This window comes from Ochrobactrum chromiisoli (assembly GCF_026241335.1).
Taxonomy (GTDB): Bacteria; Pseudomonadota; Alphaproteobacteria; order Rhizobiales; family Rhizobiaceae; genus Brucella; species Brucella chromiisoli.
In genome coordinates this window covers 1,006,916-1,027,502 of sequence record NZ_JAPHAV010000001.1, presented here as the reverse complement: position 1 = coordinate 1,027,502, position 20,587 = coordinate 1,006,916, and the positions used below count along the sequence as shown (strand labels likewise).

Sequence of the window (20,587 nt, the reverse complement as noted above, 5' to 3'; positions counted from 1 at the left end):
TTCCCTTGATTCTTATCGTTTATGACCCGTGTCGAGCCTTCGTTCCATGAATATAGAGTATCGCGACATGGCGAAACAGAAAATCCAGAAAACGAAGCCCGCGAAGATCAAGCCGGTTGCAGGTGTCTGTGGAGAAACCCAGTTCGCATCGGAAAAGTTCTGACGCACAATACCAAGCAGATCAAACATGCCGATGATGTAGACAAGGCTGGTGTCTTTGAACAAGCCAATGAACGTGTTGACGATGCCCGGAATGACCAGCTTCAAAGCCTGCGGCAATATGATGAGGTTGGTCTTCTGCCAGTAGCTAAGACCAAGTGCATCCGCACCTTCATATTGCCCTCGCGGAATGGCCTGAAGCCCACCGCGCACCACTTCTGCCATATAGGCCGAAGCGAACAGCGCCACACCGATAAGCGCACGCAACAACTTGTCGAAAGTTACGCCCGGCGGCAGGAACAGAGGCAACATCACACTCGCCATGAAAAGCACGGTCACCAACGGCACGCCGCGCACCATTTCAATAAAGATGATGCAGAAGGTCTTGATGACCGGCAGCTTGGAGCGTCGTCCCAAAGCCAGCACCACACCCAATGGCAGCGACACGGCTATGCCCACGAAAGACAGTACCAGCGTCACCAACAGACCACCCCAGAGCGCCGTTTCCACATAAGGAAGGCCAAATGAGCCACCGACCATCAGGAAAAACGCAACCACCGGAAAAACCAGCAAGAATAAAATCGCATTAATGACCTTATGCGGTATTTTCGGGATTAGCAAAGGAACCAGCAGAACCACGAAAAAAACCGCAGTCAGGTTGACACGCCAGCGTTCCGAAACCGGATAACGCCCGTAGATAAACTGCTCGTGTTTCGCCTTCACAAAGGCCCAGCACGCACCAGACCAACCCTCCGGCTGTATACCACCCTGCGTGACAGTCAGGCAGGCTGTTCGGTCTGCACCAGTCCAGGCTGCATTAACAAACAGCCACTGAATCATGGGCGGCAGAAACCACGCCACAACGGCCAGACCAAAAATTGTGAGCGCCGCATCAGCGGGCGTCGCGAAAAGATTGACCCGCAGCCAATGTGACAAGCCATGAACTGAGCGGGGCGGCTTTTCGCCTTCGACCAATTGCGAACGAACGTATTGGAGATTTGTGTTTTCCATGGTCATCTCTCCACCAGTGCCATTTTCGCATTGAACCAGTTCATCAGACCGGAAACGATCAAGCTGATGCTGAGATAAATCACCATCCAGATCGCGACGACTTCAACCGCCTGCCCCGTCTGATTGAGGATCGTGCCACCAACAGCCACAAGATCCGGATAACCGATCGCAATAGCGAGAGAGGAATTTTTGATCAGATTGAGATACTGACTGGAGAGCGGTGGAATGATGATGCGCAGCGCCTGCGGCACGATGACCAACCGCATTGTTTGCCCCGGACGCAAGCCAACTGCATAGGCAGCTTCTGTCTGGCCTTTGTTTACACCGAGCACACCTGCGCGCACAGTTTCTGCAATGAAGGAAGCGGTATAGAACGACAAAGCCAGAAACAGTGCGAGAAATTCCGGCTTAACCTGCGCGCCGCCTGTCAGATTGAAGGTGCCAAGTTTTGGAAAATCAAACGAAACAGGAAATCCGGTCGCAATCAGCGCCAGTATCGGTAAACCGATGATCAAAGCCGCACAAACGCGTATTGTATGAAACGGTTTTCCTGTCGCCATCTGCCGATGCTTCGCCCAGCGCGCAACGATGAAAGAAGCGACAATTCCAAGCAACAATGCGGCTGGCAGCAGCCATGCGCCTTCACCCCATACGGGCGACGGCATGAAAAACCCACGATTGTTCAGATAGGTGCCGAGCGGCAGAGACAGACTTTCCCTTGCCTGTGGCAACACGGAAAGCACCCCGAAATACCAGAAAAAAATCACAAGCAGAGGCGGGATGTTTCGGAAAACCTCAACATAGACCATACAGATCTTGCGGATAAGCCAGTTGCGGGATAAACGCCCGACGCCGACAAGAAAGCCGATGATTGACGCCAGAACAACGCCCAGGCCTGCCACATAAAGCGTATTCAGAAGGCCAACAAGAAAAGCTCTTCCATAGGTCGAATCGCTGGAATATGGAATCAGCGTCTGGCTGATATCGAAACCCGCACGGCCATTTAGAAAGCCGAAACCGGAAGCGATATTGGCGCGCTGGAGATTGGTGATTGTGTTTCCGACAATCCAATAGATTGCGCCAATCACCGCACCAAAAACAATGACCTGATAGAAGATGCCGCGAATTCGCGGATCGTACAGGAGCGAAGTTTTGCCGCTATCCTCGCGACGTTCAGTTACAGAATAGGAAGCCATATGTTTCCTGTGCTTCTCGGCTGGCAGCATCGATGTCGAGCGAGAAAGGCTGACCGCGTTTGCGGAGCAATTCCTGAAATTGAGGCATCGAATGCCGAACCGTTCGGTCTTGTCATCCTCTGTTCAGGATCATCCCGAACTCGCGCACCGACAAGACGCGGTTGAATTCCAAAATGCAGATCGTCAACGTTTATATGCCCGCATGACGTGGGGACATTCACAAACGAACAAACTGCAAAGCCGACAAATCCGGCGGGTGCTCCTGCACCCGCCGACGATCAGTCTGAAGAGCAAGACCCGTTAGCGCACGGGAATGCCATATTGCAGGCCACCCTTGTTCCACTGGGCGTTAAGACCACGTGCAATCTTGAGTGGGCTGCCGGCACCGATATTGCGTTCGAATATCTCGCCATAATTGCCAACACCCTTTACGATCTTCACCACCCAATCATTGTCGAGGCCAAGATCGGTGCCGATCTTCGTGTCTGCTTCCACACCAAGGAGACGCTTGATGTCCGGGTTGTCGGACTTCTTCATCTCTTCGACATTGGCTTGCGTAATGCCGTATTCCTCGGCATTGAGCAGCGCATTATGCGTCCAACGAACGACATCTGCCCACTTGGGGTCACCCTGACGAACAGTCAGGCCAAACGGCTCTTTGGAGATGATTTCCGGCAAGATGACATGATCATCCGGATTGGCGAGCGCCAGACGAACCCCGTAAAGACTGGACTGGTCGGTCGTATAGGCGTCGCAACGGCCGGAATCGTAAGCAGCATTCGCTTCTTCGATCTTCTCAAAGACAACCGGGTTATATTCCATCTTGTTGGAACGGAAATAGTCGGCCATGTTCAGCTCGGTTGTCGTGCCGGCCTGAACGCAGATGGAAGCGCCGGAAAGCTGCAATGCGGAATTGATGCCCGACAGCTTCTTCGAATTGATCATGAAGCCCTGGCCGTCAAAATAATTGATGCCAGCAAAATCAAGGCCGAGCGCAGTGTCGCGGCTGATTGTCCAAGTCGTGTTACGGATCAGGACATCCACTTCACCCGACTGCAAAGCCGTGAAACGCTCCTTCGCGTTCAGCGGCGTGAACTTCACCTTGGTTGGATCACCGAAAATCGCAGAAGCCACAGCACGGCAATAGTCCACATCGAAGCCAGACCACTCGCCCTTATCATTGGGCGAGGCAAAGCCGAGCAGGCCCGTGTTCACACCGCATTGCAGAAAACCTTTGTTCTTCACATCGGAAAGCGTATCTGCCGACGCCCCTGAAGCAGCAGCAAACAGCGCCGCTAAACCCACTACCCCTGTCAAAACAGTTTTTTTCATCTGGCCTGCAACCTTTATGTTCCCGGGAGATCGTGAGGCCAAACAGCCCAACGTCTCTGTTGCTTATTTTCCGCAAAATTCAGGAGAGTCCTTTATAGAGACCTCCCCAATCCCTTGCATCATGCAGGCAACCCTTGCCCGGAGTCGTTATCGACTCTCATTTTGTTTGGGCTCAGTGAAGCCTGCCACCTTCACCACTCTATCGAAGGCGAAATTTTGGTTTTGGTCAAGCTATTAACGCGAGAGAAAAAAACCATTCTTCAAAAAAATGACCGCGTGACATAGCAATTTTTACATGCTTTCCCGGTTTTTGTGTATTTACTCCCAACTTATCGGAGTAACTTTACGGTAAAAAAATTAGTCAATACAAACATATGTTTAGATGAAATGCCGCATGAAATTAAACGTGAAAAACGTTGCTGTTCCGTCAAAATCAGACTTTTGGCATCATGCTATCATTATCAACTGAAAAAATAATATTTCGCGTGGCCATGAAGCGAGCAACCCACCATGTCGCAATAAAGCCAATTGCAAACCCAGCAACGACATCTGTCGGATAATGCGCCCCAGCCGCGAGCCTGCTGATGACAAACAAGAGGCACACAGGTGCAGTCAGAGAGCGCCAGCGCGGCAGAAAAATCCACAAGGAGACGAGCATTATGCCCGCCATCATGGAGTGGCCTGACGGAAAGCTTTCATAAGAATGCTCGCCGCGAAACGGGGCAAAATAGGCAGAACCAAGCTCATCAAGCAGAAGCGGCCTTGCCCTCCCAATGGCAAGCTTTCCGATCTCGGTGGGAATACTGCCGACAACGATAGAAGCCAGAACAAGCGTCGCCCATCCATGCAAACGAACGAGCAATTGTTGGCAAACAAGACGAATTCCCGGTGAAAGCAGCAATGCCGTTATCAGCCAGACAAGAATAGCAATACCAAGCCACACAACTGTGCGAATCAAATCAGTTATGGCGCGCAGCAGCTCCATGACAATAAAATCACTATGCATTGCAGCGCGAACGATCTGCGCGTCCCATAGATGCAGGACCAGCAGCACGAAAGGCAAAAGCACGACAATTGCCGTCATTTCCATCGTCCAGCTGGACGGTGCACCGGCATAAGCCGGCCGTACTAATGCTCTTAAGAGTTCCAACGCGGCACGAAATGGATAAAGGATCGTGCTCGTGGCTTTGCTCTCATTCATGTCGGGGATACTCTTTCCTTAGCGCGCTTTTCGCTCTGATTGCATCAGATCGGCGCTCTAACTCTTCATTTTAACGCATCTTTGTCCGAAAACCGTTTCACACTTTTCGGGATGCGCTCTAAAAGCGGATACAGATACCTTCTCTGCGGCAACCGCAAACAAGAATCGATTGATCAGCATGCAACATGGCCTGGAGGCAATTTCGTGACTAACAAGCAGAACAAGACAGAAAAGCTGGGCATAAACACACGCTTGGCCCACAACGGCTATGATCCGAAGGACTATCATGGCTTCGTCAATCCACCTGTTGTGCGGGCTTCCACGGTGCTGTTTCCAGATGCTCAGACCATGGCAACCAGCAATCAAAAATACACCTATGGCACACGAGGAACGCCAACGAGCGAAGCCTTGTGTAAGGCTATTGATGCACTTGAAGGTTCTGCCGGCACGGTCTGTGTTCCATCAGGTCTGGCAGCAGTTACGGTGCCACTTCTCGCCTTTCTGTCGCCGGGTGACCATGCGTTGCTCGTCGATTCCATCTACAATCCAACCCGCCACTTTGCCGATACGATTCTCAAGCGCATGGGCATAGAGGTTGAATATTATGATCCTGAGATCGGCAGTGAGATCGCAACCCTTATGCGTGCCAACACCAAGGTCGTGTTTACGGAATCCCCTGCCTCTAACACATTCGAAGTGCAGGACATTCCGGCGATCGTGGATGCCGCCCACAAAGCGGGTGCCATTGTTATGTTGGACAACACATGGGCGACACCGCTCTATTTCAAGCCGCTTGATTTTGGCGTGGATATTAGCATTCAAGCCTCAACAAAGTATCCTTCCGGTCATGCCGATATTCTGTTCGGCACGATTTCTGCCAACGAAAAATGCTGGCCGCAATTGCTTGAAACCCATGGCACACTTGGGCTGTGTGCAGCACCGGACGACACCTATCAAGTCCTGCGTGGTTTGCGCACCATGGGCGTGAGACTGGAACATCATCGTAAAAGTGCACTTGAAATTGCCCATTGGCTCGAAAGCCATCCGGCTGTTGAGCGTGTATTGCATCCCGCACTCGAAAGCCATCCCGGTCATGCGCTGTTCAAGCGGGATTTCAAAGGCTCATCCGGGGTATTTGCCTTTGTTCTTAAACGCGGAGAGCGAAAAGAAGCACATGCGTTTCTCAATGCACTTGAGATTTTCGGCCTCGGTTACTCATGGGGTGGGTATGAAAGCCTTGCAAACGAGGTCGGACTGAAAGACCGCACGCTCGCCACGTCCACATATCCCGGTCCGGTTATTCGTTTGCAAATCGGTCTGGAAGATGTGCCTGACCTGATCGCCGATCTCGAAAAAGGCTTTGCTGCGATCTGATCGCGCTTCTACAATCAGAGTGGTTCTATCAATACGCTGCTGAGCAGAGCCACTCTGACGCCCACATTACTTGCCATTTATATAAAACATTAGGCATATTTAAATATTAGAAATTAAAGAAAATAGATCGCTCGCTTACTTCCAAATTGAGCTGGAATATTTATACTTGAGACGGTGGGAAACAAAAATCGGCTTGAACCTGTGTCATCGTGGAATTTAAGTAAAAAATCGCTCTGCATCGTCTCGCAAAGCCTGCTTGCCCTTCTTTTTATCATTGTTGCAGCCCTACCCTCGAATGCGCAGGATGCGCCTTTGCGGCAGGTGAGGGTTGGCGTTTATGTCAGCGAACCATTCGTCAACAAACAGGGCGAGACATTCAATGGAATGGCGATAGACCTCTGGAACGACATCGGCGCGCGTTTGGGGCTTCTCTCACGGTTTATCGAATATCCCAACTATTCCGCGCTCGTGGAGGCCGTATCCAAAAATGAGGTCGACGCAGCTGTCACCAATCTCACCATCACAGAAAAACGCGCGGAAGTGGTTGATTTTACGCATCCATGGTTTGACGCCGGTCTGCGTATCATGGTGCACACGCAAGCTGGCAATGGCTGGGAAGACCTGATCAGCGATCTTGAAGATGCCGGTCACCTGGCAACCTATGCATGGATTGGCATTGTCATCCTGATTGCCACGATTCTGCTGACGATCTTTGATCGCAAATTCGATCAGAATTTCCCACGCCGTTGGATGGAAGGTCTGGCCGAAAGCTTTTATCATGTGGTTTCGCTTGCCACATCCGGCAAAAGCACGCGCAAAAATCTCTTTGGCTGGGCGGGTCGAATATGGCAGGCTTTCTGGCTGATCTTTGGCATCGCCCTCGTTGCCTATGTAACATCGTCCGTCACAAGCGTCATGACTGTTGCCCATATATCCAATAATATCAATAGTCTGTCTGATTTGCAGAATAAGACTGTCGGCGTACGGACGGGAAGCATTGCACAACAGCTTTTGCAAGCCCGCTCTATATCGACTGTAACTTTCGATCATCTCCCAGAGGCTGTCGCGGCACTCACCAATGATGAAATTTCAGCAATTGTCGCCGATAGCCCGGTGCTGGAATATTATACCCATAGACATGCAGGCGAACCGGTAGAAATCGTTGGAAACATATTCAGCCCTGATAAATACGGTTTTGCTTTCCCGCGTCACAGTGATCTCGTAAAACCAGCTTCAATCGCGATCATCAGCTTGCAGGAGAATGAAGAACTGACGGCTTTGAAAAACAAATATTTCGGGCCACAGGAATAGTTACGACTTCACCATTTGATGTGTGTTTTCGGCTTTCCAAAAAATGATTATGATTCTTTAGCCGATGCTGTAGAACACCGTCGAGTGCATAAAACTTATCGGCGAGAGACAAACTCTGATAAGTTTTATGCGTTGCGTAAAAAGCCTTAGAGCGCCGACCTGATTCATGGAGATCAAGATGCGCTCGTGAATTCAGGTGCACAATGCACCAAAGGAAAATGCCATGATGAACTGGATATTCGTGTTGCAGGGTGTCATCGCCGTTGGGCTGGCAGGCTTCGCCATTGCCGTCATTCTGCGTCACCGCCGCCGCTAACCCATTTCCTGTTTTGATTGAATTGCTGGAAATGCTGTCTCCATTGGTTTTCACGCATTGTCCTGCGCAAAACCGCTGCGCACTTTTGCTGGAAATGCCTTAGCTATTTATTTTACGCATTGTCCTGCGCAAAACCGCTGCGCACTTTTGCTGGAAATGCTCTAAATCACCGGCAATATAACTGCCAACGGGAACCTCTTGCACATCTTCATCGTTTATTAACCAATAGAGTTGTTCAGGGAACCCTCCGATGAGACCTTCTTTCAAAGCAGTACTCTTGGTTTTAGGCGTCTTTTCCGCGAGCGCTGCACAGGCAGCAAATGCTATTGTAACAACCAATCTGAATGTTCGCACTGGACCGGGCACGGGATATGCCGCTCTTGGCAGTATTCCGAGCCGGTCCCCTGTCACTGTTCAGGCGTGCACTTCCGGCTATGGCTGGTGCCAGATCAATTATGGCGGATTATCTGGCTGGGCATCCTCACGTTATCTCGCCATGCGCGAAGGTTCGAGTGGCGGTTACTCAAATAATTTTGGCAATACAGCAGCGCTCATCGGTATACCGTTGATTGCCGGTGCCGCCCTTGGTGCAGCGCTTAATGATCGCAATGACCGGTGGGACAATCGTCGTTATGAGCGACGAAACTGGAACCGCGGTCGTTGGGACCGCCGCAACGACTGGGATCGGGGACGCAACTGGGATCGACCTTATAGGGGCGACCAACGTTTTCGGTTGAGATCCAGCGATAGAGGCGATGGCCCGCGAGGACAATAGACTTAATTTTGCTGAATACAAAACGCCGCAATGTATGCGGCGTTTTTTTATTGTAGAAGCATCAGATGTGGCGACCGAAACCATTCTTTTTAGAACATAGTCCGACCGGAGCGAAGCGAAGATCGATAAGATTATGCTTGAAAAAGAAAACCTTAGAGCACTGATCCCATTCATTCAGATCACTGCTCTCAATGGAAATCCAAAGCTGCAACCAAGAAGAAGAGTAGGCTCACCTACCGTTCACGAACCGACAGTTGTCATAATCCATGGCACTGCGGCAACTCATAATCGGGATAAAATTATGTCTGATGAAATCGTACGCGACAGCAACGGCACGCAACTCAACGATGGCGATTCTGTTACCCTGATCAAGGATCTGAAGGTAAAAGGTACATCCACCACCCTCAAGCGCGGAACACTCGTGAAGAATATTCGCCTCACGGGCAACCCCGACGAGGTTGATTGCAGCACCAAACAGGTCAAAGGACTTGTTCTGCGCACCGAGTTTTTACGCAAGGCGTAAACGCGCCGCCTGCCTCGTTATAAGTGTTGAAACTGTAGCGCGCTACGATGCATTCTTGCGCGCTACACACGTTAAAACTCGGATAAAAATGACGGCAGCCAATAATTTTAATGGAAATTTTGACTTAATCTGATCTATTCTTCCTTCAGGGAGAAGGTCGCCTTTCCGTAATAAAGGCGAAGAAATATTCAGCATACTAATTTGAACTTTATCGCGTTTTTTGCGAGAAATTGAAGATACCCGTGGGATATTTTCCTCTGCTTCGGGTCGAATTTCGTGCCTCATTATAAAACACCGCGTCCGAGACATGAGGATAAGGTGCGGCGTTTAGAAGCACTCAAAAATAGAGTTTTGATAATTAGCAGTATATAATATCCAATAAGCATAATTATAAAACAGCTTTTCATGCGTCCGATGTCAGGCAACCAGAGCTTTGTAAAGTAAAGCTCTGTGATTACGGACTAGAAAAGGAGGGGGACTAGTCGTGGTAAACGATCTGGTAGTTGATCTTTCACGCATTCAATTTGCGGCAACAGCCTTATATCACTTTCTTTTTGTGCCACTGACATTGGGCCTGACTATTCTGGTCGCCATTATGGAGACGGTTTATGTCACAACAGGGCGTGAAGTTTATCGCCGTATGACACAGTTCTGGGCAAAACTGCTTCTGATCAATTTTGCACTCGGCGTGGCAACGGGTCTTACGATGGAATTCCAGTTCGGCATGAACTGGTCATTCTATTCCAGCTTTGTGGGCGATGCGTTTGGTACTGCATTGGCCATTGAAGGGCTGATGGCATTTTTTATGGAATCGACGTTCCTTGGACTGATGGTGTTTGGTTGGGATCGTCTGACCAAAATGCAGCACCTGGTTGTCACCTATCTGGTAGCGCTTGGCTCAAACCTTTCTGCTTTGTGGATTCTTGTCGCCAACAGCTTCATGCAGAGCCCCAAAGGGGCGGACTTCAATCCTGTCACCATGCGTATGGAGCTCAGTAGCTTCTTCGATATGTTCTTCAACCCGGATGCGCAGGCGAAGTTTGTGCATACCGTCCTTGCCGGATATGTCACCGCTGCAATTTTCGTTTGTGGCATCAGCGCTTTTTACATGTTGCGCAACCGCCATATGGATATTGCCAAGCGTTCGTTCCGCATTGCCGCGTTGTTTGGCGTGCTTGGAACCGGTGGTGTGCTGACGCTTGGCGATGCGCTGGGTTTTGTCGGCGCCCATGCGCAACCCACCAAGCTTGTCGCGATGGAAGCGCTCTGGGAAACCGAAGAAGCGCCGATGGCTTTTAATGCCATCGCAATTCCCTCACAAAGCGAACAACGCAATCTGTTTGCCGTTAAAATCCCGGCAATGCTTTCCATCCTCGTGACGCACTCGCTGGAAGGAACCGTACCGGCTGCGGATGTGCTGGAAGCGCGTGCCAAAAAACGCATTCTGAACGGTATCCCCGCAATCGAGGCCATGCAGATTTTGAGCGCAAATCCGACGGATGCGGCAGCCCTTGCCAAGTTCGATCTGCATAAGGATGATCTCGGCTACGGCTTTCTCGTTCAGCGTTATGCACCTGACGGCGACATCACACGCATAACGGATGCCGATATCGACAGAGCAGCAAAAGACACGATACCTGAAGTCTGGATCATCTTCTGGTCGTTCCGCATTATGGTAGGGCTTGGCCTGCTGATGCTCGGTTATTTCGTCCTATCCTTCATTCTCACGCTGACCAATTCCGTCCATCATTATCGCTGGTTCCTGCGCGCTTCGGTGTGGATGATCCCAGTGCCATTTATTGCCTGTGAAATGGGCTGGCTGGTTGCGGAAGTCGGGCGACAACCCTGGACGGTCTATGAGGTGCTGCCGACATGGCTGTCAGCATCAACCCATACGGTCGGCTATATGATCGTGTCACTGGCAGGCTTCATCCTGCTCTACACAATCTTCGCCATCGTCGAATTGTTCCTCATGCTTCATTTCATCCGCAAAGGCCCGGATGGGCCGGAAGAAGCAAGCCCTGCAACCTCATCAGCTCCGGCTGTGGCTTATTAAGAAGGAGGTTCTGCCGTGGATATTTATTTCGCGCTTCAACTGATCTGGTGGGCTCTTCTCGGCGTGCTGCTCATGGGGCTTGCCATCATGGTCGGTATGGACATGGGTGTGGGTACGGTGCTGCGTTATGTCGGACGCAGTGACACCGATCGCCGCGTGGCCCTAAACATCATCGGCCCTCACTGGGATGGAAATCAGGTCTGGTTTATCCTTGGTGGTGGCGCCATCTTTGCCGCTTGGCCACTGGTTTATGCCACAGCCTTCTCCGGCTTTTACATCGTCATGCTGGTTCTGCTCTGGAGCATGATCGTCCGGCCGCTTGGATTTGAGTATCGAAGCAAATTGCCATCGCCACGCTGGAGAAATGCCTGGGACTGGTGCCTTTTCATTTCCGGGTTTGTGCCCATGCTGGTGTTTGGTGCCGCTATCGGCAACGTCATTCAGGGCGTGCCCTTCAATTTCGACTGGCGGATGACGTCCTATTACACCGGCAGCTTCATCGAACTGTTCAATCCGTTCGCAATTCTTTGCGGGCTTCTATCCGTGTCGCTGTCCATTTACATGGGCGGAGCGATGCTCATGAGTGGCGGGCTTGGCGAACTTGCGCAACGCGCACGCAAAGCGGCGTTGCTCGGTGGCGTTCTGGCGATTGTTCTGTTCAGTATCGGCGGTTTGTGGGTTTCGGGCATGGATGGATATCACATCGTTCAAGGCCCAAATCCGGGCGTGCCGCAAACACCGCTTCATCAGGTGGTCGAGCGTATACCGGGTGCGCTTTTGTCCAATTTCCATAGCTACGCCATTTTATGGGGCATCCCTGCCCTTGCCTATTTTGGCATTGTTTTTGGACTTCTGGCGATTGCCGCACGCCGCGCTGTGCTCGGATGGTGGCTTGGCGCAATTGCATGGATTGGCGTCATCGCCACCGCAGGCGTTGCCATGTTCCCGTTCCTGATGCCTTCAAGCACTCAGCCGTCCCACAGTCTGACCGTGTGGAATTCCGGCTCAAGCCAGCTGACACTGATGTGGATGCTTGGCTTCACCGTTATCTTCATGCCGCTGATCGTTATGTATACGAGCTGGGCCTTCTGGGTTATGCGCGGCAAGGTGGATTCCGAGCAGGTCAAGGCCTCTCACCACGCATTTTAAGGAGACCATGATGAGCGTATTCTGGCGTTTTGTGCTGGCAATGATCATCGCGGTCATAGCCATTCTTGTTGGCATTATTCTGGGTGATTACGGACCTTGGTATTTGTCGTGGCTTCTTGGCACAGGATTTATGATCCTTGTCGCAGCACTCGGCGGCGTTTTGTTCGAAGAACAGGAGGATGGCGCACGCAAAGAGTCCGACGGATCTGAAAAAAAGAAGTCAACAACGACCCCGAGACAACTCGAATACTAGTGGTCTGTATGCCCACCGGCGGGAACTGTTTCACGAAAGCTCTTCCGGGCAACCCGCTGGCGTCCGGAACCTTGTGCTGAGGAGATTACGCATGGCTTCAGGCATTTCGCGTCGCGATTTTATCAAATTTGGCAGTGTTGCTGGCATAACCGTCATGCTTGGACGCATTCCTGTTGCAAACGCACTGGAAGTCCATTCGGGACCGACATCGACGGATTGGATCGGCAAGGATGGCAAGGCGCGCTTCCGGTGGGATGGCGTGCGCAAGGTGACAGGGCAGAAGAATTTTGCACGGGACTATCGTGCACGCAACATTCCCGGATGGCCGAAACAGCAAAGCCATGCTTTCATGCTCAAGGCGACCAAAGCAGATCGTAGTTTTGAAGGCGTTGACCTTTCCGTCCTTGGTGCTAATCTGCAACCAGACAAGCTTCTCCTGCAGGAAGATCTGGCCCGCGACGGGCTGAATATCCCGCAGGATACCAATATGGGCAAAGGCTTTTACGGCTACAATATTCTGGTGCCCAAAGGTGAGACACCACCCATTCTGGGGCATCCCGTTGCTATCCTGATTTATAAGGATTTTGATCGCTTCGATGCTGCAAAGCGGCTTTTGCGCTTTGAAGACCGTGCGGTTGTTTACGGCGCAGAAACCGGCCCCAGACCACCAGCCAATTACGGTGCCGGTCGCTATGTGCGTATTGGCGGCGACACACCTTATGAGGCGTCAAAGTTTTCGCCATTTCAGGATGCTGGAATCAAGGGTGGATTTGACGGAAATACGCCTGTCTGGCCGCCTTATGCGCCCGAAAAAGCGGTCGCCGTTCCGCCTGTCATTCGCAAAGACAGAGGCGGCGGTTTCATTGAAGCGCTGCAACGCGCAGATGAAAAGCCGGATACACAGGGTATTGCCATGGACTATGCCCGCGCAATTTCCGATGAAATTGATGCCGCGCGCAACAATCCCGACAAGTTTGTGCTGGAGCGGCATGGTTTTTCGCAATCCATCGATCCATGCGCGATGGAACCGGACAATTGCAATGCGTGGTATGATGCATCCACCAAAACCATGCATGTGATGACCGCAACGCAATCGCCGACCGGCATTGTGAATGCTGTTGCGATGCTTGCCAAAAACAACAAGCTTTTTCCGGTCGAAAACATCGTTCTTCTGACCGGATCAACCGTCGGCTACGGATCGAAAGATTATTCCGTATTTCCGTTCTATGCGATGGCAGCGTGTTTTTATGGCGATGGCCGTGCCGTCCGCATGGCCAATGATCGTTATGAACAGTTCCAGATGGGCATGAAGCGCCATGCCGTCGAGATGGATGTCTCCATCCTTGCAGACCGCAAGACGGGCAAGTTTGAGGTGCTCAAAGGCTTTTACAGCTGCAACGGCGGTGGTCGTGAAAATCTGTCTGTTGCGGTTTCACATGTGGCAGCGCGTGGCGCACAATCGATCTACTATTTTCCTAAATCCGATTTGACGGCGCTGGCCATGGCGACACCCGCCGTTGAGGCCGGTTCCATGCGCGGATTTGGTTCGCTGCAATCCATGGCCGTGACGGAACTGATGGTCGATGAAATTGCAAATGAGCTCAAAATCGATCCGATTGAGCTGCGCCGTCGCAATGCAATTCTGGAAGGCTATCCCAATACGCAGGGTGGCATTATCGCCGGCGACCCGCGCAATGTTGAAATGCTTGATCTGGCAGCAAAACACCCGCTCTGGCAAAACCGCGAGAAAGCCAAGGCGGAATTTGAAGCAGCAAACCCCGGCAAACTTTATGGCGTGGGCTTTTCGCAGGTACAGCAGGTTTATGGTTCCAGTGGCGTTCCAACCGCTTTGGTGCTTGAATTTGATGCGGATGGTCAATTGACCATGCGTCATTGCGTGCAGGAAATCGGAACCGGCGGCACCACAGCGCAGCAGGTGATGATCTGGCAGGCATTGGGCAAGGCGCCTGATATTGTCGATTTCGGCGTGACCGAGTTTGAGCAACTGCCCCTACACACCAGTTATGCCGATCAGAAAAAACAGGACGAGCTCGCCAAGAGTGATCCGTACTGGACGCCTGCGCTGATCCCCGACATGAGCTCTTCCAGCGGGGTTTATTATATTGGTTTTGGAACGCGCCAGGCTGGACGTTTCCTGCTCGAAAACAGCCTGTGGCCTGCCGCAAAGGCGCTCTGGAGCGAAGGGGTTGGCGGTGGTCCGCTTCAAAGCCTCAATGTGGAGCTGTCGGACATTCGTGTCGGGCCCGATGGTATCGGTGGCGGCGGTATGAAGCCGATCCCGTTTGAGCGACTGGCAAAAAAAGCCCACGAAATGGGGCTGATCACCGGTGTGGCTGTTCATGCCTATAGTAGCTGGCAATGGTCGAGGGCTGAATTCGATATTCCAACGGTTGGCAACAGAACGCTGCCGCTTGATGCTATTGCCGTGCGCTATGGCGATGGTGCGTCTGAGGAACTCAAAAGCCGAATGACCACAGCAGGTTATGAGTTTATCAAGCGAAAGATCGCCTATTACCCGCCCACAAAACGTGCGGGTGCTGATCCCACAACTGTGACCCCAGCAGCCTGCCTTGTTGAACTCAATGTCAATGCCTTTACCGGTCAGGTGCAGGTCATGCGCCATCATATGATGATGGCTCCGGGCACGATGATTGTGCCGGAACTGGTATCGGGCCAGATACAAGGCGGCACCGCGATGGGGCTGGGGCATGCATTGATGGAAGAAATGCCGCTTTATGATGATGGTCCCGGCAATGGCACATGGAACTTCAATCGCTACACGCTCCCCCGTGCCAAAGATGTGGCAGTCTGGAACCAGACCACGGATTATCTTCCACCACTGTCAGAGACATCGCCCCCCAAGGGCATGGCTGAACTGGGCATGATCCCGATTTTGCCGGCAACCAGCAATGCGATTACCCATGCCACCGGAAAGCGGTTCTATGAATTCCCGATCACACCGGAAAAGATAAAGAGGGCCTTGTCATGAGCATCGAAAAACGTCCGTTGTCGCTGACTATCAATGGCAAGCCAATCGGCCCGATTGAGGTTCCGGTTGGCATGCCAATGATTGATTTTCTGCATGAATATCTGGATTTGACCGGAACGCATTTTGGTTGCGGTCAAGGTATTTGCCATGCTTGCACTGTCATGGAATTGCAGCCTGACGGTAGCAAAACAGAAAGCCGTACCTGCATTTACGATGCTCATTTCTTCAACGAGAAATCGATCATCACAATCGAAGGTCAGGCCGAAACGGATGCCGATGGCAAGGTTTTGAAGCTGACACCCATTCAGCAGGCTTTCATTGACCACTTCTCTTTCCAGTGCGGATATTGCACGCCGGGCTTTGTGGCGGGAGCGACTGTTTTCATTGATCAACTCAAGCGCCAGCCTGTCCGGCGCGAAGATCTTGAAGGCGCCATAGAAGAAGCGCTGGACGTCCATATCTGCCGCTGCACAGGCTATGTGCGTTATTATGAAGCCATCCGCGATGTGGCGCTTGCCACACCCGGTTGCGTGATCGGATAGGAGTTCCAACGATGAAAAGCCATAGATTGCGTAATTCGATCTTAGCCATCATCGTGTTGGGCGCAGTGGTTGCGCTTGCCATTCTGTTTGGCCTTTTCCGCATGTCGAGCGTTGCTCCACAGGCAGAGCAAGCGATGTCACCGGAGCAGATGAAAGATCTGATCCCGCGGGGACGCGAACTTGCACTGGCTGGCGATTGCTTTGGCTGCCACTCTTTGCCCGAAGGGCCAATGGCAGCAGGTGGTGTGGCAATCGGCACACCATTTGGCACTGTTTATTCCACGAATATCACCCCGGATAAGCAGTATGGTATCGGCAATTACACACGCGCGGACTTTCATCGCGCACTGCGCGATGGAATAGCGGCGGGTAAGGGCAATCTGTATCCGGCAATGCCCTTTGTCGATACACATATCACCACGCCTGACGATCTGGATGCGCTCTATGCTTATATGATGAGCATCCCTGCCATGCCGGTGGCCAACAAGGAAAACACCGGCGTATTCGTGCTGCCAGTGCGCCCGTTTATGAACTTCTGGACGTTGCTGAACTTCCCGGATCGCAAAGCACCGCATAATGAACAGCGTTCGGCAGAATGGAACCGTGGCGCTTATCTTGTCGAGGGTCTTGCCCATTGCGGTGCCTGCCATACGCCACGCAATATCATGATGGGCAGCGACTTTTCCCGCGCTCTGCAAGGTGGGGAAGTTGATGGTATGGCTGTCCCTGATATAACCACTGAAGCTCTGGCCAAACATGGCTTTGATATCGAGACACTGAGCCAGTATCTGCAAACCGGCATCGCCCCTCAGGGCACTTCGTTTGCCGGCATGAACACCGTGACGCATTTCTCTACAAGCGTTATGGAAGCCGACGACGTCAGGGCGATTGCAACCTATCTGTTGACCGATGAACAGGGCAATATCGCCAAAGCCTCTGCACCACCTGCGCCCTTACCGGAAGCCGCGTCCCCTGCCCCCGGAAGTGTTATGGATACAGGCAGACTTGCCTACATATCGGCCTGCTCCGGCTGCCATGGTGTGAACGGCGAAGGCATCCCGAATGTGGCGCCCTCTATGAAGGGCAATGCAACGCTTGCGATGGATAATCCGCAGACACTGATCAATGTTGTGGTCAACGGCATTCCAACGCAGACTTTCACCAATGGTCAGCGCATGTATGCCATGCCGCCTTTTGCACATCGTATGGATGACCCCGAGATTGCGGCACTCATAAGCTGGATCAGAGCTGAATGGGGTGGGCAAAGCACACCCGTTACTACGCAAGCGGTGGCGGCGCAGGAAAGCGCAGTCGATTAAGAAGAGGCGGGTCTGGAAAAACAGATCCGCCGCTATAAGAAATTTCTACAAAAATACATGGCCAAACCCAAAGACTGTAAGCTGTTTTGTAATGCTATCGGATCACGCCGGAGGGCATAATGGATTCACATATTTCACGTCGTAATTTTATCAAGCTGGGAACAATTGCCGGCATTGCTGTGATGATTGGACGCCTGCCCGCAGCACATGCAGAAGAGGTACAATCCGGCCTAAGCGCGTCTGACTGGCTGGGCCAGGATGGAAAGGCACGCTACCGCTGGGATGCCATTCGTAAGGTAACGGGTGACAAGACCTTCTCACGCGATTATCGCGCCCGCGATCTCGAAGGCTGGCCCAAAGATCAGGCGCATGCCTTTTTTATCAAGGCGACAAAAGCCGATCGGGCATTTGAGATGGTGGACCTCTCCGTTCTGGGTCCCGATTTACAACCTGATCGCCTGATCCTGCATGAAGACCTTGAACGCGATGGCATTCTGGCTCCGCAACCCGAAGGGCTGGATGAAGGCTTTTATGGAAAGTATTTTCTTTTGCCCAAGGGCGAGACCGCGCCCTTGCTCGGACAGCCGGTTGCCCTGCTCATTTACCGCGATTTTGATCGCTTTGATGCTGCCAAACGCCGTTTGCGCTTTGAAACGAGCGTGGTGAAATATGGTGCTGAAACAGGACCAAAGCCACCAGCCAATTACGGCGCGGCCCGTTATGTGCGCATCGGCGGGGATACGCCGTCAGCCTCATCTGTTTTTTCGCCGATTCAGGATTCGGTGATCTGGGGCGGCTTTGACGGCAACACGCCAACATGGCCATCAGAAAGCGCAACGGGCGTTTTCGTCCCCACTTCGGTGACCACCAAACATCGCGGCGGTGGTGGCGTGCGTGACCCGCTTGCTGTCGCGCGTGAAAACTATGAACCAATGCAGCGCGGCATGAATGCGGCTGCCGACATCGAAAAAGCCATTGATGCTGCACGCAAGGACGACAGAAAATTTGTGTTGGAGCGGCACGGCTTTTCACAGTCCATTGATCCGAGTGCCATGGAGCCTGATAACGGCAACGCCTGGTATGACGCCAGCACCCGGTCGCTTCATTTGATTGTCGCCGCACAGTCACCTTTTGAAGTGGCACGGGTAGCGGCATTGATCGTCAAGGACAACAAGCAGTTTCCCGTGGAAACGATTAAGCTTTTGACGGGAACAACAGTCGGGTATGGCTCAAAAGATCATTCGATCTTCCCCTTCTATTCTCTCGTCGCGTGTTTGTATGGCGGTGGTTTGCCCGTGCGGTTGGCCAATGATCGTTACGAACAGTTTCAGCTGGGGATGAAACGCCATTCGATCGAAATGGATGTAACAATCGTTGCTGATCGCAAAAGCGGAAAGTTTGAAATCCTGAAAGGATTTTACAATTGCAACGGTGGCGGGCGGGCCAATTTCTCATTCTCAGTCGCACAGGTTGCTGCCACCGCCGCACAATCTATCTATTATTTCCCGCAATCGGACCTGACAGCCATAGCACTTGCGACACCAGCCGTCGAAGCCGGTTCCATGCGCGGCTATGGCACCATTCAGGTCATGAGCATCACCGAATTGATGGTAGATGAAATTGCGGATGAATTGGGTATCGATCCCATGGAATTGCGCCGCCGCAATGCCATGCATGCCGGTGATGAAAACACCCAGGGCGCACAACCGCTCGGCGATTTGCGCAATGTGGAAATGCTTGATCGTGCTGCAAACCACCCTCTGTGGCTTAACCGGGAAAAAGCCAGAGCCGAGTATAATTCAGCCCATCCCGGCCGACTTTACGGGGTTGGGTTTGCGCAGGTGCAAAAAGATTATGGCTCCGGTGCAGACACAAGTGCCTTAGCCCTCGAATTTGACGCAAATGGCCAATTGACAATGCGCCATTGTGTGCAGGAAATCGGCACTGGTGCCACGACTGCACAGCAGGTTATGGTCAGAAAAATGTTGGGCAAGGTGCCTGATGTCGTCGAATTTGGCGTGACTGAATTCGCTGAGCTGCCCATGGTCAGCAATTTCTCGCCCTACACAACCACCCAGCCCCAACAGGATGAGCTTGAGAAGGACCCATTTTGGGTGCCGTTCACACTTCCGGCGATGAGTGCCTCCAACAGCGCTTATTTCCTTGGTTTTGGCACACAGCAAGCTGCACGATTCCTGTTTGAAAATACGCTCTGGCCTGCTGGCCGCGCGATCTGGAGCGAAGGCGTTTCAGGTGGGCAGATAGCGAGCGGTGTGATGACACTCGGCGATCTTCGTGTTGTGGAGGGCGGCATTGGCGGCAGCGGCATGGAAACACTGTCGTTTGAACGCCTTGCCAAAAAGGCGCATGAAATGGGGCTGATTACCGGTGTGGCGCTTCATTGTTTCAGCCGGTGGGAATGGGCCACTGCCGCATTTGATATACCCGGCACAGGAATCCGGGAATTGCCTGTCGACCTTCTCGCCTTGCGTTATGGCGATGGCGCTTCCCACGATCTCAAAAGCCGCATGACGACCGGAGGCTATGATTTCCTCAAACGCCGCAGCGTCAACTATCCGCCTGTTCAGCGCAACAATGCCGGTGTCACAACCTATACGCCTGCGGCCTGTCTTGTGGAATTGAACGTCAATAGCTTTACCGGTGAAGTGGAGATTATGCGGCATCACAGCCTGCTTGATCCCGGAAGCATTATCGTTCCACAGCTGGTTTCAGGCCAGCAGCAAGGCGGTGTCGCGATGGGTATTGGCCATGCTTTGATGGAGGAACTGCCGCTTTATGATGATGGTCCGGGTGACGGGACGTGGAATTTTAATCGCTATACGCTCCCACGCAGTAAGGATGTCGCGGTTTGGACCCAGACAGCGGAATATCTCGACCCACTCTCTGACAGCTCACCGCCAAAAGGCTTGGCAGAAGTGGTCATGATCCCAATTGTCTCTGCCATTGGAAACGCCATCACCGATGCGACAGGCAAGCGCTTTTATCATTTGCCGGTCACACCGGAAAAGATCAAAAAAGCGTTGGGTGAGTGAGTTTTTC

The 20,587-nt window shown here is 52.2% G+C and carries 15 protein-coding genes; 11 read left to right on the top strand and 4 right to left on the bottom strand.

The window, feature by feature from the left end:
• Positions 1-12: 12 nt before the first annotated feature.
• The 4 genes from OPR82_RS04915 to lpxE all read right to left on the bottom strand — a co-directional run bounded on the left by OPR82_RS04915 (position 13) and on the right by lpxE (position 4,899).
• On the bottom strand, positions 13-1,170 hold the full coding sequence (locus OPR82_RS04915; protein ID WP_265983363.1) for an amino acid ABC transporter permease: 1,158 nt from the start codon (positions 1,168-1,170) through the stop codon (positions 13-15).
• A gap of 2 nt (positions 1,171-1,172) precedes the next feature.
• Positions 1,173-2,366 carry an amino acid ABC transporter permease gene (locus OPR82_RS04910; RefSeq protein ID WP_265983362.1) on the bottom strand — a complete coding sequence of 398 codons (1,194 nt, stop codon included), beginning with the start codon at positions 2,364-2,366 and terminating at the stop codon, positions 1,173-1,175.
• A 300-nt stretch (positions 2,367-2,666) separates the two neighbouring features.
• Positions 2,667-3,698, bottom strand: coding sequence for an amino acid ABC transporter substrate-binding protein (locus OPR82_RS04905; protein ID WP_265983361.1), 1,032 nt, complete (start codon positions 3,696-3,698; stop codon positions 2,667-2,669).
• Between the two features lie 433 nt (positions 3,699-4,131).
• Positions 4,132-4,899, bottom strand: coding sequence for a lipid A 1-phosphatase LpxE (lpxE, locus tag OPR82_RS04900; protein WP_265983359.1), 768 nt, complete (start codon positions 4,897-4,899; stop codon positions 4,132-4,134).
• A 204-nt stretch (positions 4,900-5,103) separates the two neighbouring features.
• Between lpxE and OPR82_RS04895 the strand changes: the two genes are divergently transcribed.
• The 11 genes from OPR82_RS04895 to OPR82_RS04845 all read left to right on the top strand — a co-directional run bounded on the left by OPR82_RS04895 (position 5,104) and on the right by OPR82_RS04845 (position 20,580).
• Positions 5,104-6,273 carry a cystathionine beta-lyase gene (locus tag OPR82_RS04895; RefSeq protein ID WP_265983357.1) on the top strand — a complete coding sequence of 390 codons (1,170 nt, stop codon included), beginning with the start codon at positions 5,104-5,106 and terminating at the stop codon, positions 6,271-6,273.
• A gap of 174 nt (positions 6,274-6,447) precedes the next feature.
• Positions 6,448-7,584: a transporter substrate-binding domain-containing protein gene (locus OPR82_RS04890; protein ID WP_265983356.1), complete on the top strand. Its 1,137-nt coding sequence runs from the start codon at positions 6,448-6,450 to the stop codon at positions 7,582-7,584.
• A gap of 566 nt (positions 7,585-8,150) precedes the next feature.
• Entirely contained in the window at positions 8,151-8,675 is a 525-nt protein-coding gene (locus tag OPR82_RS04885; protein ID WP_265983355.1) for an SH3 domain-containing protein, read from the top strand.
• A 301-nt stretch (positions 8,676-8,976) separates the two neighbouring features.
• A complete protein-coding gene (locus OPR82_RS04880) occupies positions 8,977-9,198 on the top strand; it encodes an alkylphosphonate utilization protein (protein WP_094506899.1) in 222 nt (73 codons plus the stop codon).
• Positions 9,199-9,682: 484 nt separating this feature from the next.
• Positions 9,683-11,254 (top strand): cytochrome ubiquinol oxidase subunit I, encoded by a 1,572-nt coding sequence (locus tag OPR82_RS04875; protein ID WP_265983353.1) that lies wholly within the window; start codon positions 9,683-9,685, stop codon positions 11,252-11,254.
• 15 nt (positions 11,255-11,269) lie between these two features.
• Positions 11,270-12,403 carry a cytochrome d ubiquinol oxidase subunit II gene (cydB, locus tag OPR82_RS04870; protein WP_265983350.1) on the top strand — a complete coding sequence of 378 codons (1,134 nt, stop codon included), beginning with the start codon at positions 11,270-11,272 and terminating at the stop codon, positions 12,401-12,403.
• Between the two features lie 10 nt (positions 12,404-12,413).
• Complete coding sequence (locus tag OPR82_RS04865) at positions 12,414-12,656, top strand: Asp23/Gls24 family envelope stress response protein (protein ID WP_265983348.1); 243 nt, start codon at positions 12,414-12,416, stop codon at positions 12,654-12,656.
• 91 nt (positions 12,657-12,747) lie between these two features.
• A complete protein-coding gene (locus OPR82_RS04860) occupies positions 12,748-15,666 on the top strand; it encodes a xanthine dehydrogenase family protein molybdopterin-binding subunit (protein ID WP_265983347.1) in 2,919 nt (972 codons plus the stop codon).
• Complete coding sequence (locus OPR82_RS04855; protein WP_265983345.1) at positions 15,663-16,208, top strand: (2Fe-2S)-binding protein; 546 nt, start codon at positions 15,663-15,665, stop codon at positions 16,206-16,208. Before OPR82_RS04860 ends, OPR82_RS04855 begins: the two co-directional genes overlap by 4 nt.
• 11 nt (positions 16,209-16,219) lie before the next feature.
• Positions 16,220-17,527, top strand: coding sequence for a cytochrome c (locus OPR82_RS04850; RefSeq protein ID WP_265983343.1), 1,308 nt, complete (start codon positions 16,220-16,222; stop codon positions 17,525-17,527).
• 119 nt (positions 17,528-17,646) lie between these two features.
• Entirely contained in the window at positions 17,647-20,580 is a 2,934-nt protein-coding gene (locus tag OPR82_RS04845; RefSeq protein WP_265983341.1) for a xanthine dehydrogenase family protein molybdopterin-binding subunit, read from the top strand.
• Positions 20,581-20,587 lie beyond the last annotated feature (7 nt).

Coding starts and splice junctions, on each gene's coding strand:
- OPR82_RS04860 (WP_265983347.1), top strand. CDS start 12,748: ATGGCTTCAGGCATTTCGCGTCGCGATTTTATCAAATTTGGCAGTGTT.
- OPR82_RS04855 (WP_265983345.1), top strand. CDS start 15,663: ATGAGCATCGAAAAACGTCCGTTGTCGCTGACTATCAATGGCAAGCCA.
- OPR82_RS04850 (WP_265983343.1), top strand. CDS start 16,220: ATGAAAAGCCATAGATTGCGTAATTCGATCTTAGCCATCATCGTGTTG.
- OPR82_RS04915 (WP_265983363.1), bottom strand. CDS start 1,170: ATGGAAAACACAAATCTCCAATACGTTCGTTCGCAATTGGTCGAAGGC.
- OPR82_RS04885 (WP_265983355.1), top strand. CDS start 8,151: ATGAGACCTTCTTTCAAAGCAGTACTCTTGGTTTTAGGCGTCTTTTCC.
- OPR82_RS04845 (WP_265983341.1), top strand. CDS start 17,647: ATGGATTCACATATTTCACGTCGTAATTTTATCAAGCTGGGAACAATT.
- lpxE (WP_265983359.1), bottom strand. CDS start 4,899: ATGAATGAGAGCAAAGCCACGAGCACGATCCTTTATCCATTTCGTGCC.
- OPR82_RS04910 (WP_265983362.1), bottom strand. CDS start 2,366: ATGGCTTCCTATTCTGTAACTGAACGTCGCGAGGATAGCGGCAAAACT.
- OPR82_RS04880 (WP_094506899.1), top strand. CDS start 8,977: ATGTCTGATGAAATCGTACGCGACAGCAACGGCACGCAACTCAACGAT.
- OPR82_RS04905 (WP_265983361.1), bottom strand. CDS start 3,698: ATGAAAAAAACTGTTTTGACAGGGGTAGTGGGTTTAGCGGCGCTGTTT.
- OPR82_RS04865 (WP_265983348.1), top strand. CDS start 12,414: ATGAGCGTATTCTGGCGTTTTGTGCTGGCAATGATCATCGCGGTCATA.